Here is a 20,391-nt window from a genome sequence, read left to right on the forward strand (position 1 = left end):
GGTGCGCCGCATCGGCGGGACGAAAAATGCGCATCTATACGCGCCGAGACCAATTGGTCGTTGTCAACTATTCTTTGCCAGGATCCGGCAGCCGCCATCTTCTCGAAGAAGCGCCAGAGGTGGAGCTGCAATCAAGATGCCCGGCATCGCGGTTGCCGCCGCGAAAGAGGAGCAATTCCGGCCGAGATCATTTTAGGAACTTCGCGTCAACTCAACAAAGTTGAGATCCGATTTGAAGCACCTCAGCTCGCCTCGCGCATGGCCTCGGCGGCCTGCAGGTCGACCGACACGAGTTGGCTCACGCCTTGCTCGGCCATGGTCACCCCGAACAGCCGGTTCATCCGTGCCATGGTGATCGGGTTGTGGGTGATGATGACGAAACGCGTCTCGGTGGTCCTGGCCATTTCGTCCATCAGATTGCAGAACCGCTCGACATTGTGATCGTCGAGCGGAGCATCGACTTCGTCGAGCACGCAGATCGGCGCGGGGTTGGTGAGGAAAACGGCGAAGATCAGCGACATCGCCGTCAACGCCTGCTCGCCACCCGAGAGCAGCGTCATCGTCTGCGGCTTCTTGCCGGGCGGCCGGGCAAGGATTTCCAGGCCGGCCTCGAGCGGATCGTCGGACTCGATCAGCTGCAGTTCGGCCGTACCGCCGCCAAACAGATGCGAGAAGAGCCGCTGGAAATGGCCGTTGACCACATCGAAGGCGGCTAGAAGCCTTTCGCGGCCTTCACGGTTGAGGCTCTGGATTGCCTGCCGCAGCTTGCGGATGGCCTCGATGATATCCTCGCGCTCGGATACGATGGCCTCAAGCCGATCCGAAAGCTCCTTCTGCTCCTCCTCGGCGCGCAGATTGACGGCGCCGAGCCGTTCGCGCTCGATCTTCAGCCGGTCCAGCTGGCGTTCGATCTCGCCCATTTCGGGCATCGGGCTGTCGGCTTCGAGACCGGTGTGGCGAATGACGAGGTGCGGCGGCGTGTTCAGCGTTTCCTGGATACGCGCTTCGACCTCCAGCCGCCTTTCGTCGGCGGCGGTCAGCCGCTCTTCGGCGCGGACACGTGTCTCGCGCGCCTCGGCGAGCGACTGGATCGCCGATATAGCGGCCTTGTCCAGTTCGGACTGCTTGTTCTCGGCCTCCTGCAGGCGATCTCCCGCCGATTTGCGCAGCGCCTCGGCCTCGGTCAACTGCGACAGCAGGGCGCGCCGCTTGGCGTCGATCTCATCAGGCGCATCGGCAAGCCGCTCACGCTCGGCTTCGGCCTCGGCCCTGCGCTCGCCAAGCGCCTCGATCTGCGTCGAGGCGTTCTCGGCGCGCTCCAGCCAGTTGCGGCGCTCCGCGCCAATGGCGTCGAGCCTACGCATGCGCGCCTCGGCCTCGCGCCGCAGCCCTTCGTGAACCGCGCGTGCATCGGCAAGGCCTGCGCGATCACCCGCGACATTGGCGGCCGACTGTTCGAGCTGCAATTGCAGATCGCCGAGATCGGGGGCGCTCTGCAGCAGCATTTCCGCCTCGGCGAACGCCGCCGACGTCTCTTCGTGGCTATCGACGATGCGCGCGCGCGCTTCTTCAAGCGCCGCACGCCGGCTCGACAATTCACCGCCGGCTTTTTCAGCCTGAGCCAGCACGGTGCGGGCCGCGTCCAGGCCATGCTGGGCGTCGCGCGCGGCCTGCCGGGCATTGCGCTCGGCTTCGCTGATCTGGCGAAGCGCCAGCTCGGCGCGCGCAAGCGCTCCTTCGGCATCGCGCAGGACATGCGTCGCCTGGACCGCTTCCGCATCGAGTTCGGCTAGTCGGTTCTTCTGCGCCAGCCGCTGCGCGGCGGCGGTCGGCGCGTCGGCGCTGGCGGTGAATCCGTCCCAGCGCCAGAGCGCACCCTCTCGAGTGACCAGCCGCTGACCCGGCGAGAGCAAGGCCTGGAGCCGTGATCCGTCCCCGGCCTCCACGATGCCTATCTGCGCCAATCGGCGAGCCAGTTGCGAGGGCGCGCGAACCACGCTCGCGAGGCTCCTGATGCCCTGCGGCAGAGCAGCGTCGCCGGGTTGAATTTCGCTTTGCCCCCAATGCACGGGCGCGCTGCGGTCAAGCGGAACGTCGAGGTCCTCACCAAGGGCGGCACCCAGCGCCGTCTCGAAGCCACGTTCGACGCTGATCTGCTCCAGAACGGAGGGAAAAAGGTCCCCGCTGGCGGCATTCAGAATCTTGGCCAGCGTGCGCGCCTCGGTCTCTATGCCAGCCAGCTCCGCCTTGGCGTCCTGAACCGGCGGACGGGCCGCACTTTCGGCGGCGCGTGCCTCGATAACCGCCTCTTCGGTCTCGAAGACAGCTGCTTCGGACTCTTCAAGCAAGGCCATTGCCTGTTCAACCAGCACCCGCTTCTCGGCGGGATCGGGCAGGCCGGCGATCCGGGAAACGATGTCGGACAGTTCCCGGTCAAGTTCGGCAAGCTGGCGCGCGAAGCGGTCGCGGCGCTCGGCGGTTTCACGCAGCGAGCGCTCGATCTGATTGCGCGAGGCAGCGGCCTCGGCGCGTTCCGCCGTCAATGCAGAGAGTTTCGTTTCACTTGCGGAAAGCGTCGAGGCCGCCTGTTCGAAGGCGGCCCTGGTGGTGGCTTCGCGTTCCGCGGCTCCGGAATTTTCGGAATTGAGCGAGGCCTCCTCCATACGAAGCCGCTCGAGAATGTCCGCGTTGTCGCGGACCATGCGCTCCTCACGGGCAATGTCGCCATCCAGTTGCTGCAGCCGGCGGTCCAGTTCCGCCTGGCGGGCTCGGATGCGGCCGGCCTCCTCTTCGATCTGCGCCTTGGCGATCGACAGGCGCTGGAAAGCAGCGGCGGCGGCGGCTTCCGCGTCGCGCAGATCCGGCAGCCGATGCGCGCTGATGCCCTGCTCCCTGGCCGCGTTCATCTGGGATGCGGCGCGGTCGCCAACCAGCGCGGTCGCAATGGCCAGCGCCGAACGCGCCTCGCCTTCCTGCGTCTTGGCCAGCGTCCAGCGCAGATGCAGGAGCGTCGCCTCGGCCTTGCGGATATCGGCGGACAGGTTCTTGAAGCGCGAGGCCTGGCGCGCCTGGCGCTTCAGGCTTTCGATCTGGCTTTCCAGTTCGCCGACGACGTCGTCCAGCCGTTCAAGGTTCTGCTCGGCCGCCTTCAGCCGCAGCTCGGCCTCATGACGGCGCGTGTGCAGGCCGGAAATGCCGGCCGCTTCTTCCAGCAATGCCCGGCGCGCCTGCGGCTTTGCCTGGATGAGTTCGCCGATGCGGCCCTGCCCGACCATCGAAGGCGACCGTGCACCGGTCGACTGGTCGGCGAACAGCAGCTGGACATCCTTGGCGCGGGCTTCCTTGCCATTGATACGATAGACCGAACCCGCCTCGCGCTCGATACGGCGCGATACCTGCAGCTCATCCGCATCGTTGAAGGCGGCGGGCGCGGTACGGTCGGCGTTGTCGAGGAAAAGCGTGACTTCGGCCGTATTGCGGGCCGGACGTGTCCCCGATCCGGAAAAGATCACGTCGTCCATGCCCGAGGCACGCATGTTCTTGTATGAGCTTTCGCCCATCACCCAGCGCAGAGCCTCGACGAGATTCGACTTGCCGCAGCCATTGGGCCCGACGATGCCCGTCAGGCCGCGCTCGATGACAAATTCGCCAGGTTCGACGAAGGACTTGAAACCGAGGAGGCGAAGGCGCGAAAATTTCATTCGCGCCGCCCCTCAGGCAGGTTCCGCAAGAATGTCCCACGGTTTTGCGTCAAGAAGCCGCGGGACAACGGAAAGCCGCGCGCGCCGAAGCGTTGCCGTGCCGGCGCTGCCGAAACGTCAGAGCAGAGGGTCGATGATGGCCGACATTTCCTCAATCGACATCGCACCTTTGTAGGTCTTTCCGTTGATAAAGAAGGTCGGTGTCGAGTCGACCTTGAATTCATTGGCGCCACGCTTCTGAACCGATCTCACATCGTCCAGAAGTTTCTGGTCCGTCAAGCAGGCTTCGAACGACTCCTGTGTAAAACCGGCAAGCTTCGAGATTTGCAGCAGCGCATCCTTGGTGTTTGACACACCAACCCAGTTGGCCTGCTGCTTGAACAGCACGTCCACCATCGGGAAATAATTATCCTTGGCGCAGCGCGCCAGCATGAAACCGGCTTCCGCGCTCGGGTCGAACGGGAATTCGCGCAGAATGTAGCGCGCCTTGCCGGTGTCGATGTATTTGGTCTTGAGCGCCGGGAACGTGGTCTCGGCGAAATGCGCGCAATGCGGGCAGGTCATCGAGGCGTATTCAACGATGGTGACCTTCGCGTCGTCCTTGCCGAGCTGCTTGTCGGGCAAGGCACCTGGCTTCAGCAGTTCCGCCATGTCCACCGTGCCCTGGGCCTCGGGCGCCTCGACGGCGGCCGGTGTAGCAGGCTTGGCCGGGGCCGCCGGCGCATCCGGCTTCACATCCGCGGCCTTGGCCTCATCGGCGGAGTCGCTGCATGCGGCGAGCAGGGCCACGGCCGGGATGGCGGCCAGCGAGGACAGGACGTTTCTACGAGACAAGGAACGGATCATACGAATCACCTGAGAATGGTTGGATTTTGCAATGCAAAGGCTAGAAAAGGCGAGACTTGGCGCGAATTAAGGCATCGCTGTCCCCAATCCAATCGACAAACTTTACCCTGCCGATCACGAATACGCGATAGGGTGGCCAAGACTACTGTTTCCTTTCGCCGATAAGGGTCGCGCCGAGCCGCTCCAGGGAGGCGCGCAAAGCATCATCCTCGACCTTTCCGACCGTGACCGACAGTTTTGACTTTTCGGCGGCGGTCAGTGGCCTGAGGGTTGGTTTAGGCCGCCCTTTTTCCGTCGCCATCGGCTTCTGCACGATCTTGATGCGGCCGATGGCGTTGAAGCCAAGGAAAGCGTTGACCCTGTTGATGATCTCGCCGGTTTCGTGCTGCAGGTGGAGTGCCGCCATGCCTTCGCAAGCAATGACCAGCACCGCCGGCTCGAACGGATCGTCCTCGTGCATGCGGCGCGGCCACTGGATCTTTTCGGGGCGCGAGCGGCTGGCGAGGCGAGGACCGGCGATCTCTTCCCATGACTGGACAAGGCCGATCGAGATACCGGCCCGTTTGCGCAGCACCGGATCCAGGATCAGCATCGAAAGATCGCCGACCGGGACGGGATTGCCGAACGTCCTTCTCCCTGCCATGTACCTTCTCCAGCAAGACCTTCACCATGAATTACAGGCTAGGGCCAGTTCCCCGATCAATGGCACCGCATGACCAGACCCGCAAGGCCGTCCATCGAGATAGCGACGACATAGCATCACGGTTGCTCGGCTGGTATGACAAGCATCACCGCGACCTGCCATGGCGCGTCCCGCCGCGCGAGCTTGCGCGCGGTGCGCGACCCGATCCCTACCGCGTCTGGCTTTCCGAGGTCATGCTGCAGCAGACCACGGTCGAAGCGGTGAAATCCTATTTCCGGGCTTTCCTGGAGAAATGGCCGACCGTCGATGCGTTGGCCGCGGCGCAAACCGAAGACGTCATGAAAGCCTGGGCCGGGCTCGGCTATTATTCCCGTGCACGCAATCTGAAGGCCTGCGCCGATATCGTCGCCCGGCGAGGCGACGGGTTCCCGGACACCGAAACGGGCCTCAGGGAATTGCCGGGCATCGGCGCCTATACGGCGGCGGCCATCGCCGCGATCGCCTTCGACCGTCCCGCCTCTGTCGTCGACGGCAATGTCGAGCGTGTCGTCTCCCGGCTGTTCTCGATCGCCACGCCGCTGACCGAGGCCAAGGGCGAAATACGTGTCCATGTCGAGCGCATGGTTCCTGCCGCAAGACCGGGCGATTTTGCCCAGGCGATGATGGATCTGGGCGCCACGATCTGCACGCCACGCCGGCCGCGCTGCATGCTTTGCCCGCTGCGCGAGGATTGCAGCGCGACCGTTTCAGGCGATCCCGAGCGCTTTCCGGTTCGTTTGCCCAAGGGCGAGAAGCCATCGCGACGCGGAGCCGCATTCGTCGCGGTCAGGAGCGACGGCGCCATCCTTTTGCGCAAGCGCGTGGAAAAGGGACTTTTGGGCGGCATGACCGAGGTGCCCACGACCAGCTGGACCGCCCGGACCGACGGGGCGACCACGGATGCCGCGGCCCCCTTCCCTGGCAACTGGCGGCTCGCCGGCAGCATCACGCATGTGTTCACGCATTTTGCGCTGGAACTCGATGTCTTCCACGCTCATGTGGGTGGCGACACGCCCGCCGGCCATTTCTGGTCGACGCCCGCTGAAATTTCAGGGGAAGCTCTACCCACTGTCATGAAAAAGGTAATCGAGGCAGCGATACCGGGCGCGACCAAGAAGCAGCGCCCGCATTGAAGAGGACAAGCATGACCGAGATTCGCCACATCGTTTTCGACATCGGCAAGGTGCTGGTTCATTACGATCCCAACATTCCCTTCAGCCGGCTGATTCCAGACGAGGAGGAGCGGAAATGGTTCTTCGACAATGTCTGCACGCATGAGTGGAACATCGAGCAGGACCGCGGCCGGACCTGGGAAGAGGCCGAGGCGCTGGCCATTGCCGATCATCCCGACCATGCGGAAAACATCCGTAATTTTCGTCGCCACTGGCACGAAATGGCGCCCCATGCCTATGACGACAGTGTCGCCATCATGGAGAAGCTGATCGATACCGGCCACGACGTGACGCTGCTGACCAACTGGGCGGCCGACACGTTCGTCGAGGCTCGCGGCCGCTTTCCGTTCCTGGACCGCCCGCGCGGCATCACGGTGTCCGCCGAAATCGGGCTGATCAAGCCAGATCGCAGGATCTACGACCATCACGTCGCTTCATTCGACCTCGATCCGGTAGCTTCGCTGTTCATCGACGACAGCCAGAAGAACGTAGACGGCGCCAAGGCTGCCGGCTGGCAAGCGGTGCTGTTCACAGATGCCAGGACGCTTCAAGCGGACCTTGAACGCCTCGGAATCAAGGCGTGATCTGAATCACTTCCGGCGACCCGTTGAGAATTTGAATCAACGAGACGTCCCGAAAGCGGGCGGGGCTCAGGCCCCTGCCCGCTCCATGCCCAACCGAGCAATGCGGCGAAGCTCGTCGATCGGGGTCAGGCCGCCGCTGCGCTCGTAGTGCCAGAAGGTCCAGCCGTTGCAGGCATCGAGCCCCTGCACTTCCGCGCCGATCTTGTGGATCGAACCGGCGCTGCCGTCGATCGCCACGGTGCCGTCGGCGCGCACCTTGGCCGCCCAGCGCTTCTTGGCGTCATAGAGCGTGGCGCCCGGCGTCACCAAACCGGTGTCGATGAGACTGACGAAGGCAACGCGCGGTTCGGCGCGCTTGCCGGTAAGAACAGTCAGATCGGCGCCGTCCAGCGGCCGCACGGCGTCGATGCGCTCATTGGCGGCGTCGATATAGGCCTGCTCGCGCTCGATGCCGACAAAGTGGCGGCCGAGGCGTTTTGCCACGGCGCCCGTGGTGCCTGAACCGAAGAAGGGATCGAGCACGATATCGCCGGGCTTGGTCGACGCCATCATGATGCGGGCGAGCAGCGCCTCCGGCTTCTGTGTCGGGTGCAGCTTGTCGCCATTGTCGTTCTTCAGCCGCTCGCCCCCGGTGCAGATCGGAAACAGCCAGTCGGAGCGCATCTGGATGTCGTCATTCGACGCCTTCATGGCCTCGTAGTTGAAGGTGTAGCCCTTGCCCTTCTGGTCGCGCGAGGCCCAGATCATCGTCTCATGGGCGTTCTGGAAGCGGCGGCCGCGAAAATTCGGCATCGGGTTGGTCTTGCGCCAGACGACGTCATTGAGGATCCAGAACCCCAGATCCTGCATCTTGGCGCCGACCCTGAAGATGTTGTGATAAGAGCCTATGACCCAGATGGTGCCGTTGGGCTTCAGCACCCGTCGCGCCGCCAGCAGCCAGGCGCGGGTGAAAGCATCGTAGGCTTCAAAGCTCTCGAACTGGTCCCAGTCGTCGTCAACGGCGTCGACCTTTGACTGATCGGGCCGATGCAGGTCGCCATCGAGCTGCAGATTGTAGGGCGGGTCGGCAAAGATCACGTCGATTGATTTTTCGGGCAGCCGGTCGAGCGCGGCGACGCAATCGCCCTTGAGGATCGTATCCAGCCACTCGGACTGCTGAGGAGCATGGGAAAGCTCGGCAAGAAGACGCACGGCAGACATTGTTACACCCAGGGCACGCGTTACTGTTTACTCGCCGTTATGGTTACCGATCAGCGTAAATATTCAGTGAAGGCGCCGAGTCCGGACCGGCAATTTGCGAAGGCTGGCCTGTTGGTGTATGCCGCGCCGCCTGAGCCGTCTCGGCCTGACCCTTCCCTCGCGCATTCCGGATCGCCATGCCCCAGCCAGACCTTGTCATCTTCGATTGCGACGGCGTGCTCGTCGATTCCGAAATCATCGCCGCGCGTGTCGAGGCGGAACTCCTGACCTTGGCCGGTTACGAGATCTCGGCGGAGGAGCTCGCGGAAACCTATGCGGGACTGACCTTCAAGGACATCATGATGCGGATCGAGGAAAAATCCCTGATCCCGTTCCAGGCCTCGATGATCGACAAGGCAGAGGAGCTCGTCGATCGCAAATTGCGCAGCGACGTGCGCGCCATCGACGGCGTGCGCGACGCGGTTGCCGGTGTGACCGTCCCGCGCTGCATCTGCTCGAATTCACGCTCGGAGCGGATCGAATTCATGCTCGAGAAGGTCAATTTGCTGCCGTTCTTTGCCGGCCGCATCTTTTCGGCGCTGGAAATTCCGACGGGAAAAACCAAACCGGCTCCCGATGTCTTCCTCTTCGCCGCCGAAAAACTCGGCGCGAATCCGGCGAACACCTTTGTCATCGAGGATTCCGTGCATGGCGTTGCAGGCGCCAGGGCGGCGGGCATGCGCGTCATCGGCTTCACCGGAGCGGCGCACAGCTATCCCGGCCATGCGGACGCTCTGACCGAGGCAGGGGCCGAAACAGTCATACGCCGCTGGGCGGAACTGAAAAGCGTGATTGCCGCCTTGTCGGAATGGTCGGCGGACGCCTGAGAAAACGTGCGTCCAGACGGACGCACGTCAAGAATGCCACCGCTTAATTCGAAGCGGCGACTTTCTTCCTGTGGGTCGTCTTCTTCGACTTGTCCGTCGCTTTGGGCGTGGACTCGTCATAGCCAGCATAGGCTTGATAGTCCTGTGCCGACGGCTCGGGCACCACGACATTTGAATCAGTGAAGACGAACTGAGTGGCAACCGAGGGATCGGTCACCTGGACCTGATACTGATGGATCTGCGAGTACAGGACATCTGTTCCGTGCATCACCGCGACCCGGATCGGCATGGTGATGGTGCCCGCAGTGAACTTCGGGCCGGGAACGATCTTGCCGGCGACCGCGATCTTCATCGACAGCTGCCCATTGGCACGACTGCAATCGCGGGTCAGATCGGAGATCGAAGCCTGATAGATGATGTTCGCCGAATCGTCCTGCGGAGCAGCGGCTGCGTCCGGTGCCGGTGGGGCATTCTGGGCCGCGGCTCCCTTTTTCTTCCTGGGCGCTGGCGCCGCCTTGGCATAGGTGTTGAAGAAAGCGGTCCCGTCGCGCACCGTCACTTTGGGGCAGTAGGCCAGCAACTGGCTGGCGACAATCTTGGGATCCGCCGGCGGCGGTGGCGTTGTATTCTTTTTCCCGAAGCCGAGAATGCCATTGTCGCTTGATTGGCAGCCGGCGGCGGCAAGCATAAAGCCGGTAAGCGCAAGACCCGCGACAAAGCGACGGTTGAATGAACGAAACCCCATAGACTGCACTTCCCTCTCGCAAAGCTGGTGACGTATATCAACCGCGCGGCAAAAATGCGACTGAGCCAACGCAGAAATTCACCACTTCGCCGCGGATGAAAAGCCCGGCAACAATGGACCTGTGACGATGCAATATGTGAGTACTCGCGGGGAAGCGCCCGTGCTTGGATTTTCCGACGCGGTGCTAGCAGGCCTGGCGCGCGACGGTGGCCTTTATGTGCCGCGCGAGTGGCCGCAATTTTCCGCTTCCGAAATCCGCGCCATGCGCGGCCTTGCCTATCCCGATCTCGCCATCCGGGTGTTGTCGCCGTTTCTGGGCGGCGAGATAGCGCAGCCGGTTTTCGAGCGCCTGGTGCGTCAAGCCTACTCAACTTTCCGGCATGACGCGGTCTGCCCCCTGGTGCAGACCGCGAAAAACACTTTCATCCTCGAACTCTTCCACGGTCCGACGCTCGCCTTCAAGGACGTGGCGATGCAGTTGCTCGCGCGGCTGATGGACCATGTGCTTGCCGAACGCGGCCAGCATGCCACCATCGTCGGCGCCACGTCGGGCGATACCGGCGGTGCCGCAATCGACGCTTTTGGCGGCCGCAATCGCACCGACATCTTTATCTTTTTCCCGCACGGCAAAGTCTCGCCGGTGCAGCAGCGCCAAATGACGACATCGAGGGCCACCAATGTTCATGCCCTGGCCATCGAAGGCAATTTCGACGATTGCCAGGGCCTCGTGAAAGACATGTTCAACGATCACGGCTTTCGCGACCGTGTGTCGCTGTCGGGCGTCAATTCGATCAACTGGGCCCGCATCATGGCCCAGATCGTCTACTACTTCTCGTCGGCGCTGTCGCTCGGCGCGCCCGACCGGCCGATCTCCTTCACCGTGCCGACGGGCAATTTCGGCGATATCTTCGCCGGCTACGCCGCCAAGAAGATGGGCCTGCCGATTGAACGGCTGGTGATCGCCACCAACGATAACGACATCCTGGCGCGCACGCTGTCGACCGGCGAATACCGCACCAAGGGCGTGTTCGCCACGACCTCGCCGTCGATGGACATCCAGGTCTCGTCGAATTTCGAGCGACTGCTGTTCGAAGCGTCCGGCCGCAATGCCGAGACGGTGCGGCGCTATATGAACGGGCTGAAGCAGTCCGGAGCCTTCACCATCGAGGCCGATGAACTGGCGCGCATCCGCGCCGAATTCGACGCCGGCCGTGCCACTGTCGGCAACGTAACCTCCACCATCCGCGCGACGTTCGAAGCGAGCAACTACCTGCTCGACCCGCATACGGCCGCTGCCGTGCGTGTCGCGGCCGCCCATGCTTCGGACACTGTCCCCATGGTGGTGCTCGGCACCGCCCATCCAGCAAAGTTCCCGGCGGCGGTCGAGGCCGCAAGCGGCGTCTTCCCCGCACTGCCCGCATGGCTAGGTGGATTGATGACGGCTGAGGAAAAATACTCGGTACTTCCATCTGACCTGAAAATGGTGGAAGATTATGTCAGCCGCCGCGCGCGAGCGGCGCGTTAGGGAGTACTTGCCATATGGGTGTTGAGGTAAGCCGTCTGTCGAACGGCCTGACAGTCGCCACCGAAACCCTTCCAAGCATCGAATCCGTTGCACTTGGTGCCTGGGTCAAGTCAGGCGCCCGCAACGAACGTGATGAAGAGCATGGGATGGCTCACCTGCTTGAACACATGGCGTTCAAGGGGACCAAGCGGCGAACCGCCTTCGAGATCGCCTCGGAAATCGAGGATGTCGGCGGCGAGATCAATGCCGCCACCAGCGTCGAGACGACGTCCTATTATGCCAGGGTGCTCAGCGATGACGTGCCGCTGGCGGTGGATATTCTCGCCGACATCCTGCAGGAGTCGGAGTTCGACCCTCAGGAGCTCGAACGCGAGCAGCATGTGATTCTACAGGAAATCGGCGCCGCGCACGATACGCCCGACGACATCGTCTTCGATCGTTTCACCGAAACGGCGTTCCGCCACCAGACCATCGGACGCTCGATTCTCGGCACGCCGGAAACCGTCAAATCCTTCACCTCGAAGCAGTTGCACGATTTCATCGAGCGCCAATATGGCGCTGAGCGCATGGTGATCGTCGCCGCCGGCGACATAAAGCACGACAATTTCGTGCGCGAGGTCGAAAAGCAGCTCGGCGGCTTCCGCACCAAGGCCGACAGCACGATCCCGCAATACGCGCAGTATGTCGGTGGCGATTTCCGCGAGGATCGCGACCTGATGGACGCGCAGATTGTGCTAGGTTTCGAGGGCCGCGCCTACCATGTGCGCGATTTCTATGCCTCGCAGGTCCTGTCCATGATCCTTGGCGGTGGCATGTCGTCGCGCCTCTTCCAGGAAGTCCGAGAGAAACGCGGGCTGTGCTATTCGGTCTATGCCTTCCACTGGGGCTTTTCCGACACCGGCATCTTCGGCGTCCATGCCGCGACCGGGCAGAGCGACATCGCCGAGCTCGTGCCGGTGATCATCGACGAACTGCAGAAGGCCGGCGAAAGCATTCTGCAGCAGGAACTCGACCGGGCGCGGGCGCAATATCGCGCCGGGCTGATCATGTCCGCTGAAAGCCCGGCAAGCCGCGCCTCGCAGATCGCCCGCCAGATGCTCCTGTTCGGCCGGCCGATCGCCAAGGAAGAGCTGATGGAGCGGCTTTCGGCGCTCACCATCGAGCGGCTGACCGACTTGTCGTCGCGGCTTTTCTCAACCAAGCCGACACTCACTGCCGTCGGCCCTGTGGGCACGCTCGCGCCCTATGAAGCCATCCTCGATTCGCTTCCGGGCACGCATGCGACGGCCCGCAAGCTCGCCGTCTAAGACCATAAAAGCGTCGTGTTCGCGCTCCCTTTCTTTCGCCGTGACCTGCCGGCACTGAAAGGCGACCGCGTCACGCTGCGCGTCCCGTTCACCAACGACTACAAGGAATGGTCGGCGCTACGCGGCGAAAGCCGCGCCTTCCTTGAGCCGTGGGAGCCGCGATGGACGCCGGACGAGCTCGATCGCGCGGCCTGGCGGCATCGCATCAGCCGCTACCGCGAAGACTATGCTCAGGGAACGGCGATAGCCTTCTTCATTTTCGAGCGGGGCAGCGGCAAGCTCGCGGGTGGCATCACGCTCGGCAACATACGCCACGGCGTCTCCCAGAGCGGCCATGTGGGCTACTGGATCGGCGAGCGCTTTGGCGGCCGCGGCCTGATGACCGACGCGGTCAAGGTCGTCTCGCGATTCGCCTTCGATACGCTGAGGTTGCACCGGATCGAAGCTGCCTGTATTCCCGACAACGCCCGGTCGATCCGCGTGCTTGAAAAAGCCGGATTCCGGCGCGAAGGACTTCTGCGATCCTATCTCAGGATCAACGGCATCTGGCAGGATCACTACCTCTACGCCCGGATCGCCGATGATCCGCCGGGCGCTGGAACGAAGGGCTGATTTTTGACGAATTTCCTGCGAAACGGGCCGCTCTTCGCCCTTATCCTGGCGGCAATCGTCACGCTCTGCGCGGCGTCGTCGGCCTTCGCCGTCGAACCGATCAAGATCGCCCGCGACGACGTGGCGCTGGACCTTTCGGGCGCTGTCGAGATCTATCGAAACCAGGGCGACAATTTCCAGGTGTCGACCGCACCCGGACCCGATGGCATCGTGCGGCGCATCGAGGTCGAGGCAAAAGACGCACGCTCGACCGGCGACTGGGCGGTGTTCGCGCTGGCCAATACCACCGACCAACAGCTCGACAGGTTGATCGTCGCTCCGCATTTTCGCCTGGTGAATTCCGGCATCTTCTGGCCTGATCTCGGCTCGACCCGCCTGGCGGCGATCACGCCCAGCGAGGGCTTCGCGCTCGACCGTCAGACCAGCCCGGATGCCGACGTGTTCCGCGTCACCCTGAACCCCGGCACGGTCATCACCTTCATCGCGGAACTCGCCTCGCCGAAACTGCCGCAGGTCTATCTGTGGGATCCTGAATCCTACAAGGACTCGGTCAATTCCTACACGCTGTTTCGCGGCATCGTCATCGGCATCGCCGGCCTGCTGGCGCTGTTCCTGACCATTCTTTTCGTCGTCAAGGGAACGTCGATGTTCCCGGCGACCGCCGCACTTTCCTGGGCGGTGCTGGCCTATATCTGCGTCGATTTCGGCTTCCTCAACAAGATCATCGAGATATCGCCAGGCAATGAGCAGATGTGGCGAGCGGGAACGGAGGTGGCGCTTGCGGCGACCTTTGTCGTCTTCCTGTTCACCTATCTCAACCTCAACCGATGGCATGGCCATTTCAGCTACGGCGCGCTGGTCTGGATACTCGGGCTTGTGCTGATCGCCGGTGTCGCCATTGTCGATCCGGCGGTCGCGGCTGGTATCGCCAGACTGTCCTTTGCCGCCACGGCGCTGACCGGGCTTGGGCTCATCATCTTTCTCGGTGTACGCGGCTATGACCGTGCCATCATGCTGGTGCCCAGTTGGGTCATGGTGCTGTTGTGGCTGTGCGGATCGTGGATGGCGATCACCGGCATGCTCGACAACGACATTGCCCAGCCGGCGCTGGGGGGTGGGTTGATCCTGATCATCCTGCTGATCGGCTTCACGGTCATGCAGCATGCCTTTGCCGGGGGCGCACTGCACCAGGGCCTGTTTTCCGATCTCGAACGGCAGGCTTTGGCCGTCGCCGGATCGGGCGACACGGTGTGGGACTGGGACGTACTGCGCGACCGCGTGGTCACCAAACCGGACGTCAGTATCCAGCTTGGCCTGGCGCCCAACAGCCTTGGGGGTGCTGCCCGCAACTGGCTGCCGGTGCTGCATGCCGACGACCGCGACACATTCCGTACGACACTCGACGTGGTGCTGGAACATCGGCGCGGCCGGGTGTCGCAGAATTTTCGCCTGCGCGGCGCCGACGGGCACTATCACTGGTTTTCGCTGCGCGCCCGCCCGGTGATCGGATCGGACGGCGAGGTCATCCGCTGCGTCGGCACGATGGTCGACGTCACCGAGCAGAAAAAGTCCGAGGAACGGCTGCTGCACGACGCCGTGCATGACAACCTGACCGGCCTGCCGAACCGCGAATTGTACATGAACCGGCTGGAAGCCATCATTTCGATCGCGCGAACGGAAGAGAAGGTGCGTCCCACCGTCTTCGTCATCGACATCGATCGCTTCAAGCAGGTCAATGACGGGTTGGGCATCTCGGCTGGCGACACCATCCTGCTCACCATCGCGCGCCGCCTGCACCGGCTGCTCAAGCCGAAGGATTCGCTGTCGCGCTTTGCCGGCGACCAGTTCGCGCTGATGCTGCTTTCCGAACAGGAGCCGGCCCGCATCGCGGGCATGGCGGACGCGATCAAGCATGCGATCAACAACCCCATCACCTTCGCCAAGCGCGAAATCGTGCTGACCGCGTCGATCGGTTTGATCACCTGGACCTCGGCGCAGACCTCCGCCGAGGACATGGTCAAGGATGCCGAGCTTGCCATGCATCAGGCCAAGCGTTTTGGCGGCGACAGGATCGAGCCGTTCCGGCCCGCCTTCCGTACCGTTGGAACCGACCGGCTGCAGTTCGAATCCGATCTGCGCCGCGCTATCGAGCGGCGCGAATTCACGCTCGCCTACCAGCCGATCGTGCGGCTGGAGGATGGCAGTGTCGCCGGTTTCGAGGCGCTGCTACGCTGGGATCATCCGCGCCGTGGCATGATCCCGCCGGCGGATTTCATCCCTGTCGCGGAGAGCTGCGGCCTGATCGTGCAACTCGGCCTGTTCGCCATGCAGCAGGCCGCCGAGGATCTGGCGGGATGGCAAAAGCAGATCGGCGATGCGCCGCTGTCGGTTTCGGTCAACCTGTCCAGCCGCCAGTTGATCCGACGCGATCTGGTCAGCGACGTCCGTTCGGTGATCGCACGAGCCAATCTGAAGCCGCGCTGTTTCCGGCTCGAGCTTACCGAATCACTGGTGATGGACAATCCCGAGCAGACCGCCCATGTGCTGACCAAGCTCAAACAGCTGGGCATCGGCCTGTCGCTGGACGATTTCGGCACCGGCTATTCGTCGCTCGCCTATCTGACGCGCTTCCCGTTCGACACGATCAAGATCGACAAGAGCTTTGTCGACGACAGCACGCCGAAGCGCGCGGTGCTGCTCAAATCCATGGTCAACATGGCGCATGAGCTGGGCCTTTCGGTGGTGGCGGAGGGCATCTCCGACGAAAGCGATGCCCTGGAATTGCGGCAGATGGGCTGCGAATATGTACAGAGCTTCATGTTCGGCGCGCCGATGCCCAGCGATCAGGTGCTGAAGACGCTGAAGGAACAGTATCCACTTACTCAGGCGTGAAACGGCATAACGATCGTATCGGAACCACGTGGTGCCCGCCTATGCGTGACCGGCTGCCAGGCTGAGATGCGCGAGATCAATACCGATCGAGGCAAGGATGCGGTCGTATTTGCGTTCGATGTCGGCGTCGAAAAGGAGCTCGGGGCTGGCCGGGCAGGTCAGCCAGCCATTCTCGGCGATCTCGCTTTCCAGCTGGCCGGCGCCCCAGCCTGAATAGCCGAGCGCCATCAACGCACGCCTGGGGCCCCTGCCCGATGATATGGCCCGCAAGATATCGACCGTGGCGGTCAGGCAAATGTCGTCGGAAACGGTGAGCGACGATTCCACCCTGTAGTCGCCCGAATGCAGGACGAAGCCGCGGCTGCGGTCCACCGGCCCACCATTGCGCACCACGAAGTCGCGCGCCTTTGCTGGAAGACGGATCGCTTCCTGCTCGTTCATGATGCCGAGTTGCACAAGCAGGTCGGGAAACAGCATCTGCTGCGTCTGGTTGATGATCAGGCCCATGGCGCCTTCATCGCTGTGCGCGCAAACGTAGATGACGGAGCGCGTGAACCGGTCGTCCTTCATGCCAGGCATGGCAATCAGGAACTGGTCATCGAGAAAGCCTCGCGAAGCAGCCGTCTTCTTGTTGCGCAACAAGTCCATGTCAAGGAAGGTAACGCGTTTCCAAAGCGCCGGAAAGATGCGTTTCGTCCGATTCGACCAAGGCAGTAGTCCGGAGCGCAGGTCCCCAGCCTGCAATTGTCGCCGTCGGGATGGGTGGGGTTAACGCCCAGGCTGCGAGGTCACGCAAATATGATACAGGCAACGCCAATGAAACCATTGCGCCGACATGAACGCACGATCAAATCACCGCCATGCAAAAAAGCCTGAAGATCCTACTGCTCAGCACCGCCCTTGGGGCAGTGAGTGGCCTGCCCGCGATCGCTTCCTCATCGACCTGGTACAACAGCGAGGGCGGCAAGGTCCGTCTTGTCACGACCGGCAAACCGGACGAGACCGGCCGCATCCAGGGTGTCCTCGACATTTCGCTCAAGCCCGGATGGAAGACCTACTGGCGCGACCCGGGCGATGCTGGAGTGCCACCGCAGATCGACATCTCCGCCAGCACCAACATTGCCGATGCCCAGCTTTCGTTTCCCGCCCCCCAGCGCCACGATGATGGCTACGGCAAATGGGCGGGCTACGATTATCCGGTTTCCCTGCCGGTGACGTTCCGGCTGTCGGCGCCAAAGGATGCCGCGGTCATCGATGCCGATATCTTTCTGGGTATCTGCGAGACCATCTGTATTCCCGTGCAGACAAGGTTGACCGTGGATCCCGCAGCCGATCCAGACAATGTCGACGACGCTGCCCTGGTGAAGGCGGCAGTCGTGGCGCTTCCCGCGCCCGCAAGACCCGATTTCGGCATCAATGTGCTACCGGGCGACCATGAGAATCTGATTGTCGAGGCAAGTTTTCCGGGCAGTGCCGAAGCCGCCGATTTCTTCATCGCCGGTGAGCAAGACTACATGTTCGGCGCCCCGGCCCGCAGCGAGAAAGACGGCAAGCTGATTTTCACGGTGCCGATCCTCGACAGGCCGTCGACGATGCCGACGGGTGGCGGACTTCACTATACGCTGACAAGCGCTGCCGGTGCGGTGGAAGGGTTACTGCCGTTTCCTTGATCGGGCTGGCCTTGATGAGGTCTCTCGATGGTTGCGGAGCACGCGTTAGTCCGCTAACGCAGAGACGGGTTTTCCAATCAATCCGATGAGGCTCCGATGACCATTTCCGTTGGCGACAAACTGCCTGAGGCGACCTTCAAGACGATGACCGCCGACGGTGCGAAGGCCATCACGACGGCAGAGATCTTTCCGGGAAAGAAGGTCGTGCTTTTTGCTGTTCCCGGCGCCTTCACGCCGACCTGCAGCAACAACCATTTGCCCGGCTATCTGGAAAACCATGACGCCATCCTGGCGCGCGGCGTCGACACCATTGCTGTCGTCGCGGTCAACGACGTTCATGTCATGGGCGCCTGGGCACGCTTCACCGGTGGCGAAGGCAAGATCCTGTTCCTCGCCGATGGCAATGGCGACTTCGCCAAAGCGCTGGGCCTCGACATCGACCTGTCGGCTGGCGGCCTCGGTCTGCGTTCGAAGCGGTTTTCGATGATCGTCGACAACGGCAACGTCACCACGCTGAACGTCGAAGGCAGCCCTGGCCAGGCGGTCGAATCGGGTGCCGCGAAAATCCTCGAACAGCTCTAGACATCATGCTTGACGTCCTCTTGCGCGCCGTGGCGATCGGTATCGGCGCTACGGTCCTCATGGACCTCTGGGCGATCTTGCTGAACAAGGCGTTCGGACAAGCCAAGCCGAACTGGGCACCGGTAGGTCGCTGGGTCTGGCATCTGCGTGACAAGGTCTTTCACGACGACATCGGCCAAGCCGCGCCCTATCGGCATGAACTGGCCCTGGGTTGGGCCTTCCATTATTTCGTCGGCATCGTCTACGGCATCATTTTGGTCGCAGTGGCGGGAGCGGGCTGGCTGGCCGCGCCGACATTCCTGCCGGCCTTCATCCTCGGCATCGTCACCGTCGGCGCCGGCTGGTTCCTGCTGGCTCCCGGCATGGGTGCCGGCTGGGCTGCCTCAAAGCGTCCGAACCCGATGCAAATCCGGGCTCTCAACCTGGTTTCGCACACGATCTTCGCGCTTGGTCTTTACGGAACCGCGTTGCTGATCCGCTGAGAGCGCCAACAGCTCAGTAGCTTTGGGTCGAGCGGCGCACCGGCTTGACTGTCGGCTTCCTGACCTGTGTCGCGTCCTTCAGCGGCGCGGCTGAAAGTGCGGAACCCGCCGACTTCTTCTTGAACGGAGCCATACCCTCCCGAGCAAGTTCGTCGGCGCGTTCGTTCTCAGGATGGCCGGCATGGCCCTTGACCCAGTTCCAGGTCACCTGATGGCGCCTGTTGGCCTCGTCCAGCGCCTGCCAGAGCTCACCATTCTTGACCGGCTTCTTGTCCGCGGTCTTCCAGCCGTTTTTCTTCCAGCCGTGGATCCACTTGGAAATGCCGTCCATGACGTATTTGCTGTCGGTATGAAGGTCGACCGCGCAAGGCTCCTTCAGCGCATTCAGCGCCGAGATGGCGGCGAGCAGTTCCATCCGATTGTTGGTCGTCTCAGCCTCGCCGCCGGAAAGCTCCTTGGTGGTGCCGTTGAAGCGCAGGATCGCGCCCCAACCACCGGGGCCGGGATTGCCCGAACAGGCACCGTCGGTGAATATCTCAACGCGCTTGTTCATCTCGGTCATGTCAGTCCGTACTCGGATGGAGATTTGATGGCCCGATGGAAACGCATCCTGCGGATATATTCGGTCGGATCGCGTTTCATGACCAGACCGCCGTCGGGAACCGTCAGCCAGTCATAGAGCCGGGTCAGCATGAAGCGCAGCGCAGAGCCACGCGCCAGCATCGGCAGCGCCGCCTTCTCCGCCTCGCTCAGGGGACGAACGCTCTGGTAGCCATCAAGAAGTGCCGTGCCCTTGGTCAGATTGAAGGAGAAATCCTTCTCGAAGCACCAGGCGTTGAGGCAGGTGGCGACATCGTAGGCATAGAGATCATCGCAGGCGAAATAGAAATCGATCAGCCCGGAGAGCTTTTCACCCAAGAAGAAAACATTGTCCGGGAAGAGATCGGCATGGATGATGCCGGTGGGCAGGTCTCTCGGCCAATTCCGTCCGAAATCGACGAAATCGGCATCGACCTCGGCCGCCAGTCCAGCCTCGACCTCGTCGGCGCGATCGCGAGACGCGTCCCACAGCTTGCGCCAGCCGTCGATGGCAAGCGCATTCGGCCGACGCATCGAAAAGTCCGCGCCAGCCAGATGCAGTTCGGCCAAAGCCTTGCCGACCTCAGCGCAATGCGCAGATGTCGGGCGCCGCAGCGATAGCCCCTCGAGGAAAGTGATGATGACCGCCGGACGCCCGGCAAGTGTCCCGATCACCTCGCCATCATGTGCCGTCACCGGAAGCGGGCATGAAATCCCCTTGCGGGCGAGATGGCCCATCAGGCCCAGGAAGAACGGCAGATCCGCCTTCTCGACGCGCTTTTCATAGAGCGTCAGGATGTAGGACCCACTAGAGGTGTGCAGCAGGAAGTTCGAATTCTCGGTGCCTTCGGCGATGCCCTTGTAGGACAGGAGATTGCCGACCGGATAGTTCTTCAGGAATACGCCAAGCTCGCCTTCCGTGACATCGGTATAGACAGCCATGCGC

The 20,391-nt window shown here is 62.7% G+C and carries 18 protein-coding genes; 10 read left to right on the top strand and 8 right to left on the bottom strand.

Annotated elements, in window-relative coordinates:
* Positions 1 to 242: 242 nt before the first annotated feature.
* The 3 genes from smc to ABVQ20_RS12790 all read right to left on the bottom strand — a co-directional run bounded on the left by smc (position 243) and on the right by ABVQ20_RS12790 (position 5,190).
* Positions 243 to 3,701 (bottom strand): chromosome segregation protein SMC, encoded by a 3,459-nt coding sequence (gene smc / locus ABVQ20_RS12780; RefSeq protein ID WP_354459859.1) that lies wholly within the window; start codon positions 3,699 to 3,701, stop codon positions 243 to 245.
* 117 nt (positions 3,702 to 3,818) lie between these two features.
* The gene (locus ABVQ20_RS12785) at positions 3,819 to 4,547 is read right to left on the bottom strand and encodes a DsbA family protein (protein ID WP_354459860.1); all 729 of its coding nucleotides are present in this window, start codon (positions 4,545 to 4,547) and stop codon (positions 3,819 to 3,821) included.
* 142 nt (positions 4,548 to 4,689) lie between these two features.
* Entirely contained in the window at positions 4,690 to 5,190 is a 501-nt protein-coding gene (locus tag ABVQ20_RS12790) for a DUF721 domain-containing protein (protein ID WP_354459861.1), read from the bottom strand.
* Between the two features lie 59 nt (positions 5,191 to 5,249).
* Between ABVQ20_RS12790 and mutY the strand changes: the two genes are divergently transcribed.
* Both mutY and ABVQ20_RS12800 read left to right on the top strand, forming a co-directional pair.
* Entirely contained in the window at positions 5,250 to 6,362 is a 1,113-nt protein-coding gene (mutY, locus tag ABVQ20_RS12795; RefSeq protein WP_354459862.1) for an A/G-specific adenine glycosylase, read from the top strand.
* Between the two features lie 11 nt (positions 6,363 to 6,373).
* Positions 6,374 to 6,985, top strand: a complete 612-nt coding sequence (locus tag ABVQ20_RS12800) for an HAD family hydrolase (protein WP_354459863.1) — start codon at positions 6,374 to 6,376, stop codon at positions 6,983 to 6,985.
* 66 nt (positions 6,986 to 7,051) lie between these two features.
* Here ABVQ20_RS12800 and ABVQ20_RS12805 read toward each other — a convergent pair whose 3' ends face one another.
* Positions 7,052 to 8,185, bottom strand: a complete 1,134-nt coding sequence (locus tag ABVQ20_RS12805; RefSeq protein ID WP_354459864.1) for a site-specific DNA-methyltransferase — start codon at positions 8,183 to 8,185, stop codon at positions 7,052 to 7,054.
* A gap of 176 nt (positions 8,186 to 8,361) precedes the next feature.
* On the opposite strand from ABVQ20_RS12805, the gene ABVQ20_RS12810 reads away from it, so the two are divergent.
* On the top strand, positions 8,362 to 9,051 hold the full coding sequence (locus tag ABVQ20_RS12810; RefSeq protein ID WP_354459865.1) for an HAD family hydrolase: 690 nt from the start codon (positions 8,362 to 8,364) through the stop codon (positions 9,049 to 9,051).
* Positions 9,052 to 9,094: 43 nt separating this feature from the next.
* On the opposite strand, the gene ABVQ20_RS12815 is transcribed toward ABVQ20_RS12810, so the two are convergent.
* Positions 9,095 to 9,796 carry a hypothetical protein gene (locus ABVQ20_RS12815; protein WP_354459866.1) on the bottom strand — a complete coding sequence of 234 codons (702 nt, stop codon included), beginning with the start codon at positions 9,794 to 9,796 and terminating at the stop codon, positions 9,095 to 9,097.
* A 127-nt stretch (positions 9,797 to 9,923) separates the two neighbouring features.
* Between ABVQ20_RS12815 and thrC the strand changes: the two genes are divergently transcribed.
* From thrC to ABVQ20_RS12835, 4 genes are read left to right on the top strand one after another with little or no spacing between them, the layout of a single operon-like run.
* Positions 9,924 to 11,321, top strand: coding sequence for a threonine synthase (gene thrC, locus ABVQ20_RS12820; protein WP_354459867.1), 1,398 nt, complete (start codon positions 9,924 to 9,926; stop codon positions 11,319 to 11,321).
* A 14-nt stretch (positions 11,322 to 11,335) separates the two neighbouring features.
* Entirely contained in the window at positions 11,336 to 12,628 is a 1,293-nt protein-coding gene (locus tag ABVQ20_RS12825) for a M16 family metallopeptidase (RefSeq protein ID WP_354459868.1), read from the top strand.
* A 15-nt stretch (positions 12,629 to 12,643) separates the two neighbouring features.
* Complete coding sequence (locus tag ABVQ20_RS12830; protein ID WP_227348469.1) at positions 12,644 to 13,240, top strand: GNAT family N-acetyltransferase; 597 nt, start codon at positions 12,644 to 12,646, stop codon at positions 13,238 to 13,240.
* 3 nt (positions 13,241 to 13,243) lie between these two features.
* Entirely contained in the window at positions 13,244 to 16,132 is a 2,889-nt protein-coding gene (locus tag ABVQ20_RS12835) for an EAL domain-containing protein (protein ID WP_354459869.1), read from the top strand.
* A 39-nt stretch (positions 16,133 to 16,171) separates the two neighbouring features.
* Here ABVQ20_RS12835 and ABVQ20_RS12840 read toward each other — a convergent pair whose 3' ends face one another.
* Positions 16,172 to 16,780, bottom strand: a complete 609-nt coding sequence (locus tag ABVQ20_RS12840; protein WP_354459870.1) for a YqgE/AlgH family protein — start codon at positions 16,778 to 16,780, stop codon at positions 16,172 to 16,174.
* Between the two features lie 212 nt (positions 16,781 to 16,992).
* Here ABVQ20_RS12840 and ABVQ20_RS12845 point away from each other — a divergent pair, with 212 nt between their 5' ends.
* The 3 genes from ABVQ20_RS12845 (at position 16,993) to ABVQ20_RS12855 (ending at position 18,866) form a co-directional block, all read left to right on the top strand.
* A complete protein-coding gene (locus ABVQ20_RS12845; protein ID WP_354459871.1) occupies positions 16,993 to 17,802 on the top strand; it encodes a protein-disulfide reductase DsbD domain-containing protein in 810 nt (269 codons plus the stop codon).
* A 96-nt stretch (positions 17,803 to 17,898) separates the two neighbouring features.
* Positions 17,899 to 18,384 (top strand): peroxiredoxin, encoded by a 486-nt coding sequence (locus ABVQ20_RS12850; RefSeq protein ID WP_354459872.1) that lies wholly within the window; start codon positions 17,899 to 17,901, stop codon positions 18,382 to 18,384.
* A gap of 5 nt (positions 18,385 to 18,389) precedes the next feature.
* On the top strand, positions 18,390 to 18,866 hold the full coding sequence (locus ABVQ20_RS12855; RefSeq protein ID WP_354459873.1) for a DUF2938 domain-containing protein: 477 nt from the start codon (positions 18,390 to 18,392) through the stop codon (positions 18,864 to 18,866).
* A 13-nt stretch (positions 18,867 to 18,879) separates the two neighbouring features.
* Here the strand turns inward: ABVQ20_RS12855 and rnhA are convergent, their stop codons facing one another.
* On the bottom strand, positions 18,880 to 19,419 hold the full coding sequence (gene rnhA / locus ABVQ20_RS12860; RefSeq protein ID WP_354459874.1) for a ribonuclease HI: 540 nt from the start codon (positions 19,417 to 19,419) through the stop codon (positions 18,880 to 18,882).
* A 5-nt stretch (positions 19,420 to 19,424) separates the two neighbouring features.
* Entirely contained in the window at positions 19,425 to 20,387 is a 963-nt protein-coding gene (locus tag ABVQ20_RS12865; RefSeq protein ID WP_354459875.1) for a homoserine kinase, read from the bottom strand.
* Positions 20,388 to 20,391 lie beyond the last annotated feature (4 nt).

The organism is Mesorhizobium shangrilense (genome assembly GCF_040537815.1).
GTDB classification, from domain to species: domain Bacteria; phylum Pseudomonadota; class Alphaproteobacteria; order Rhizobiales; family Rhizobiaceae; genus Mesorhizobium; species Mesorhizobium shangrilense.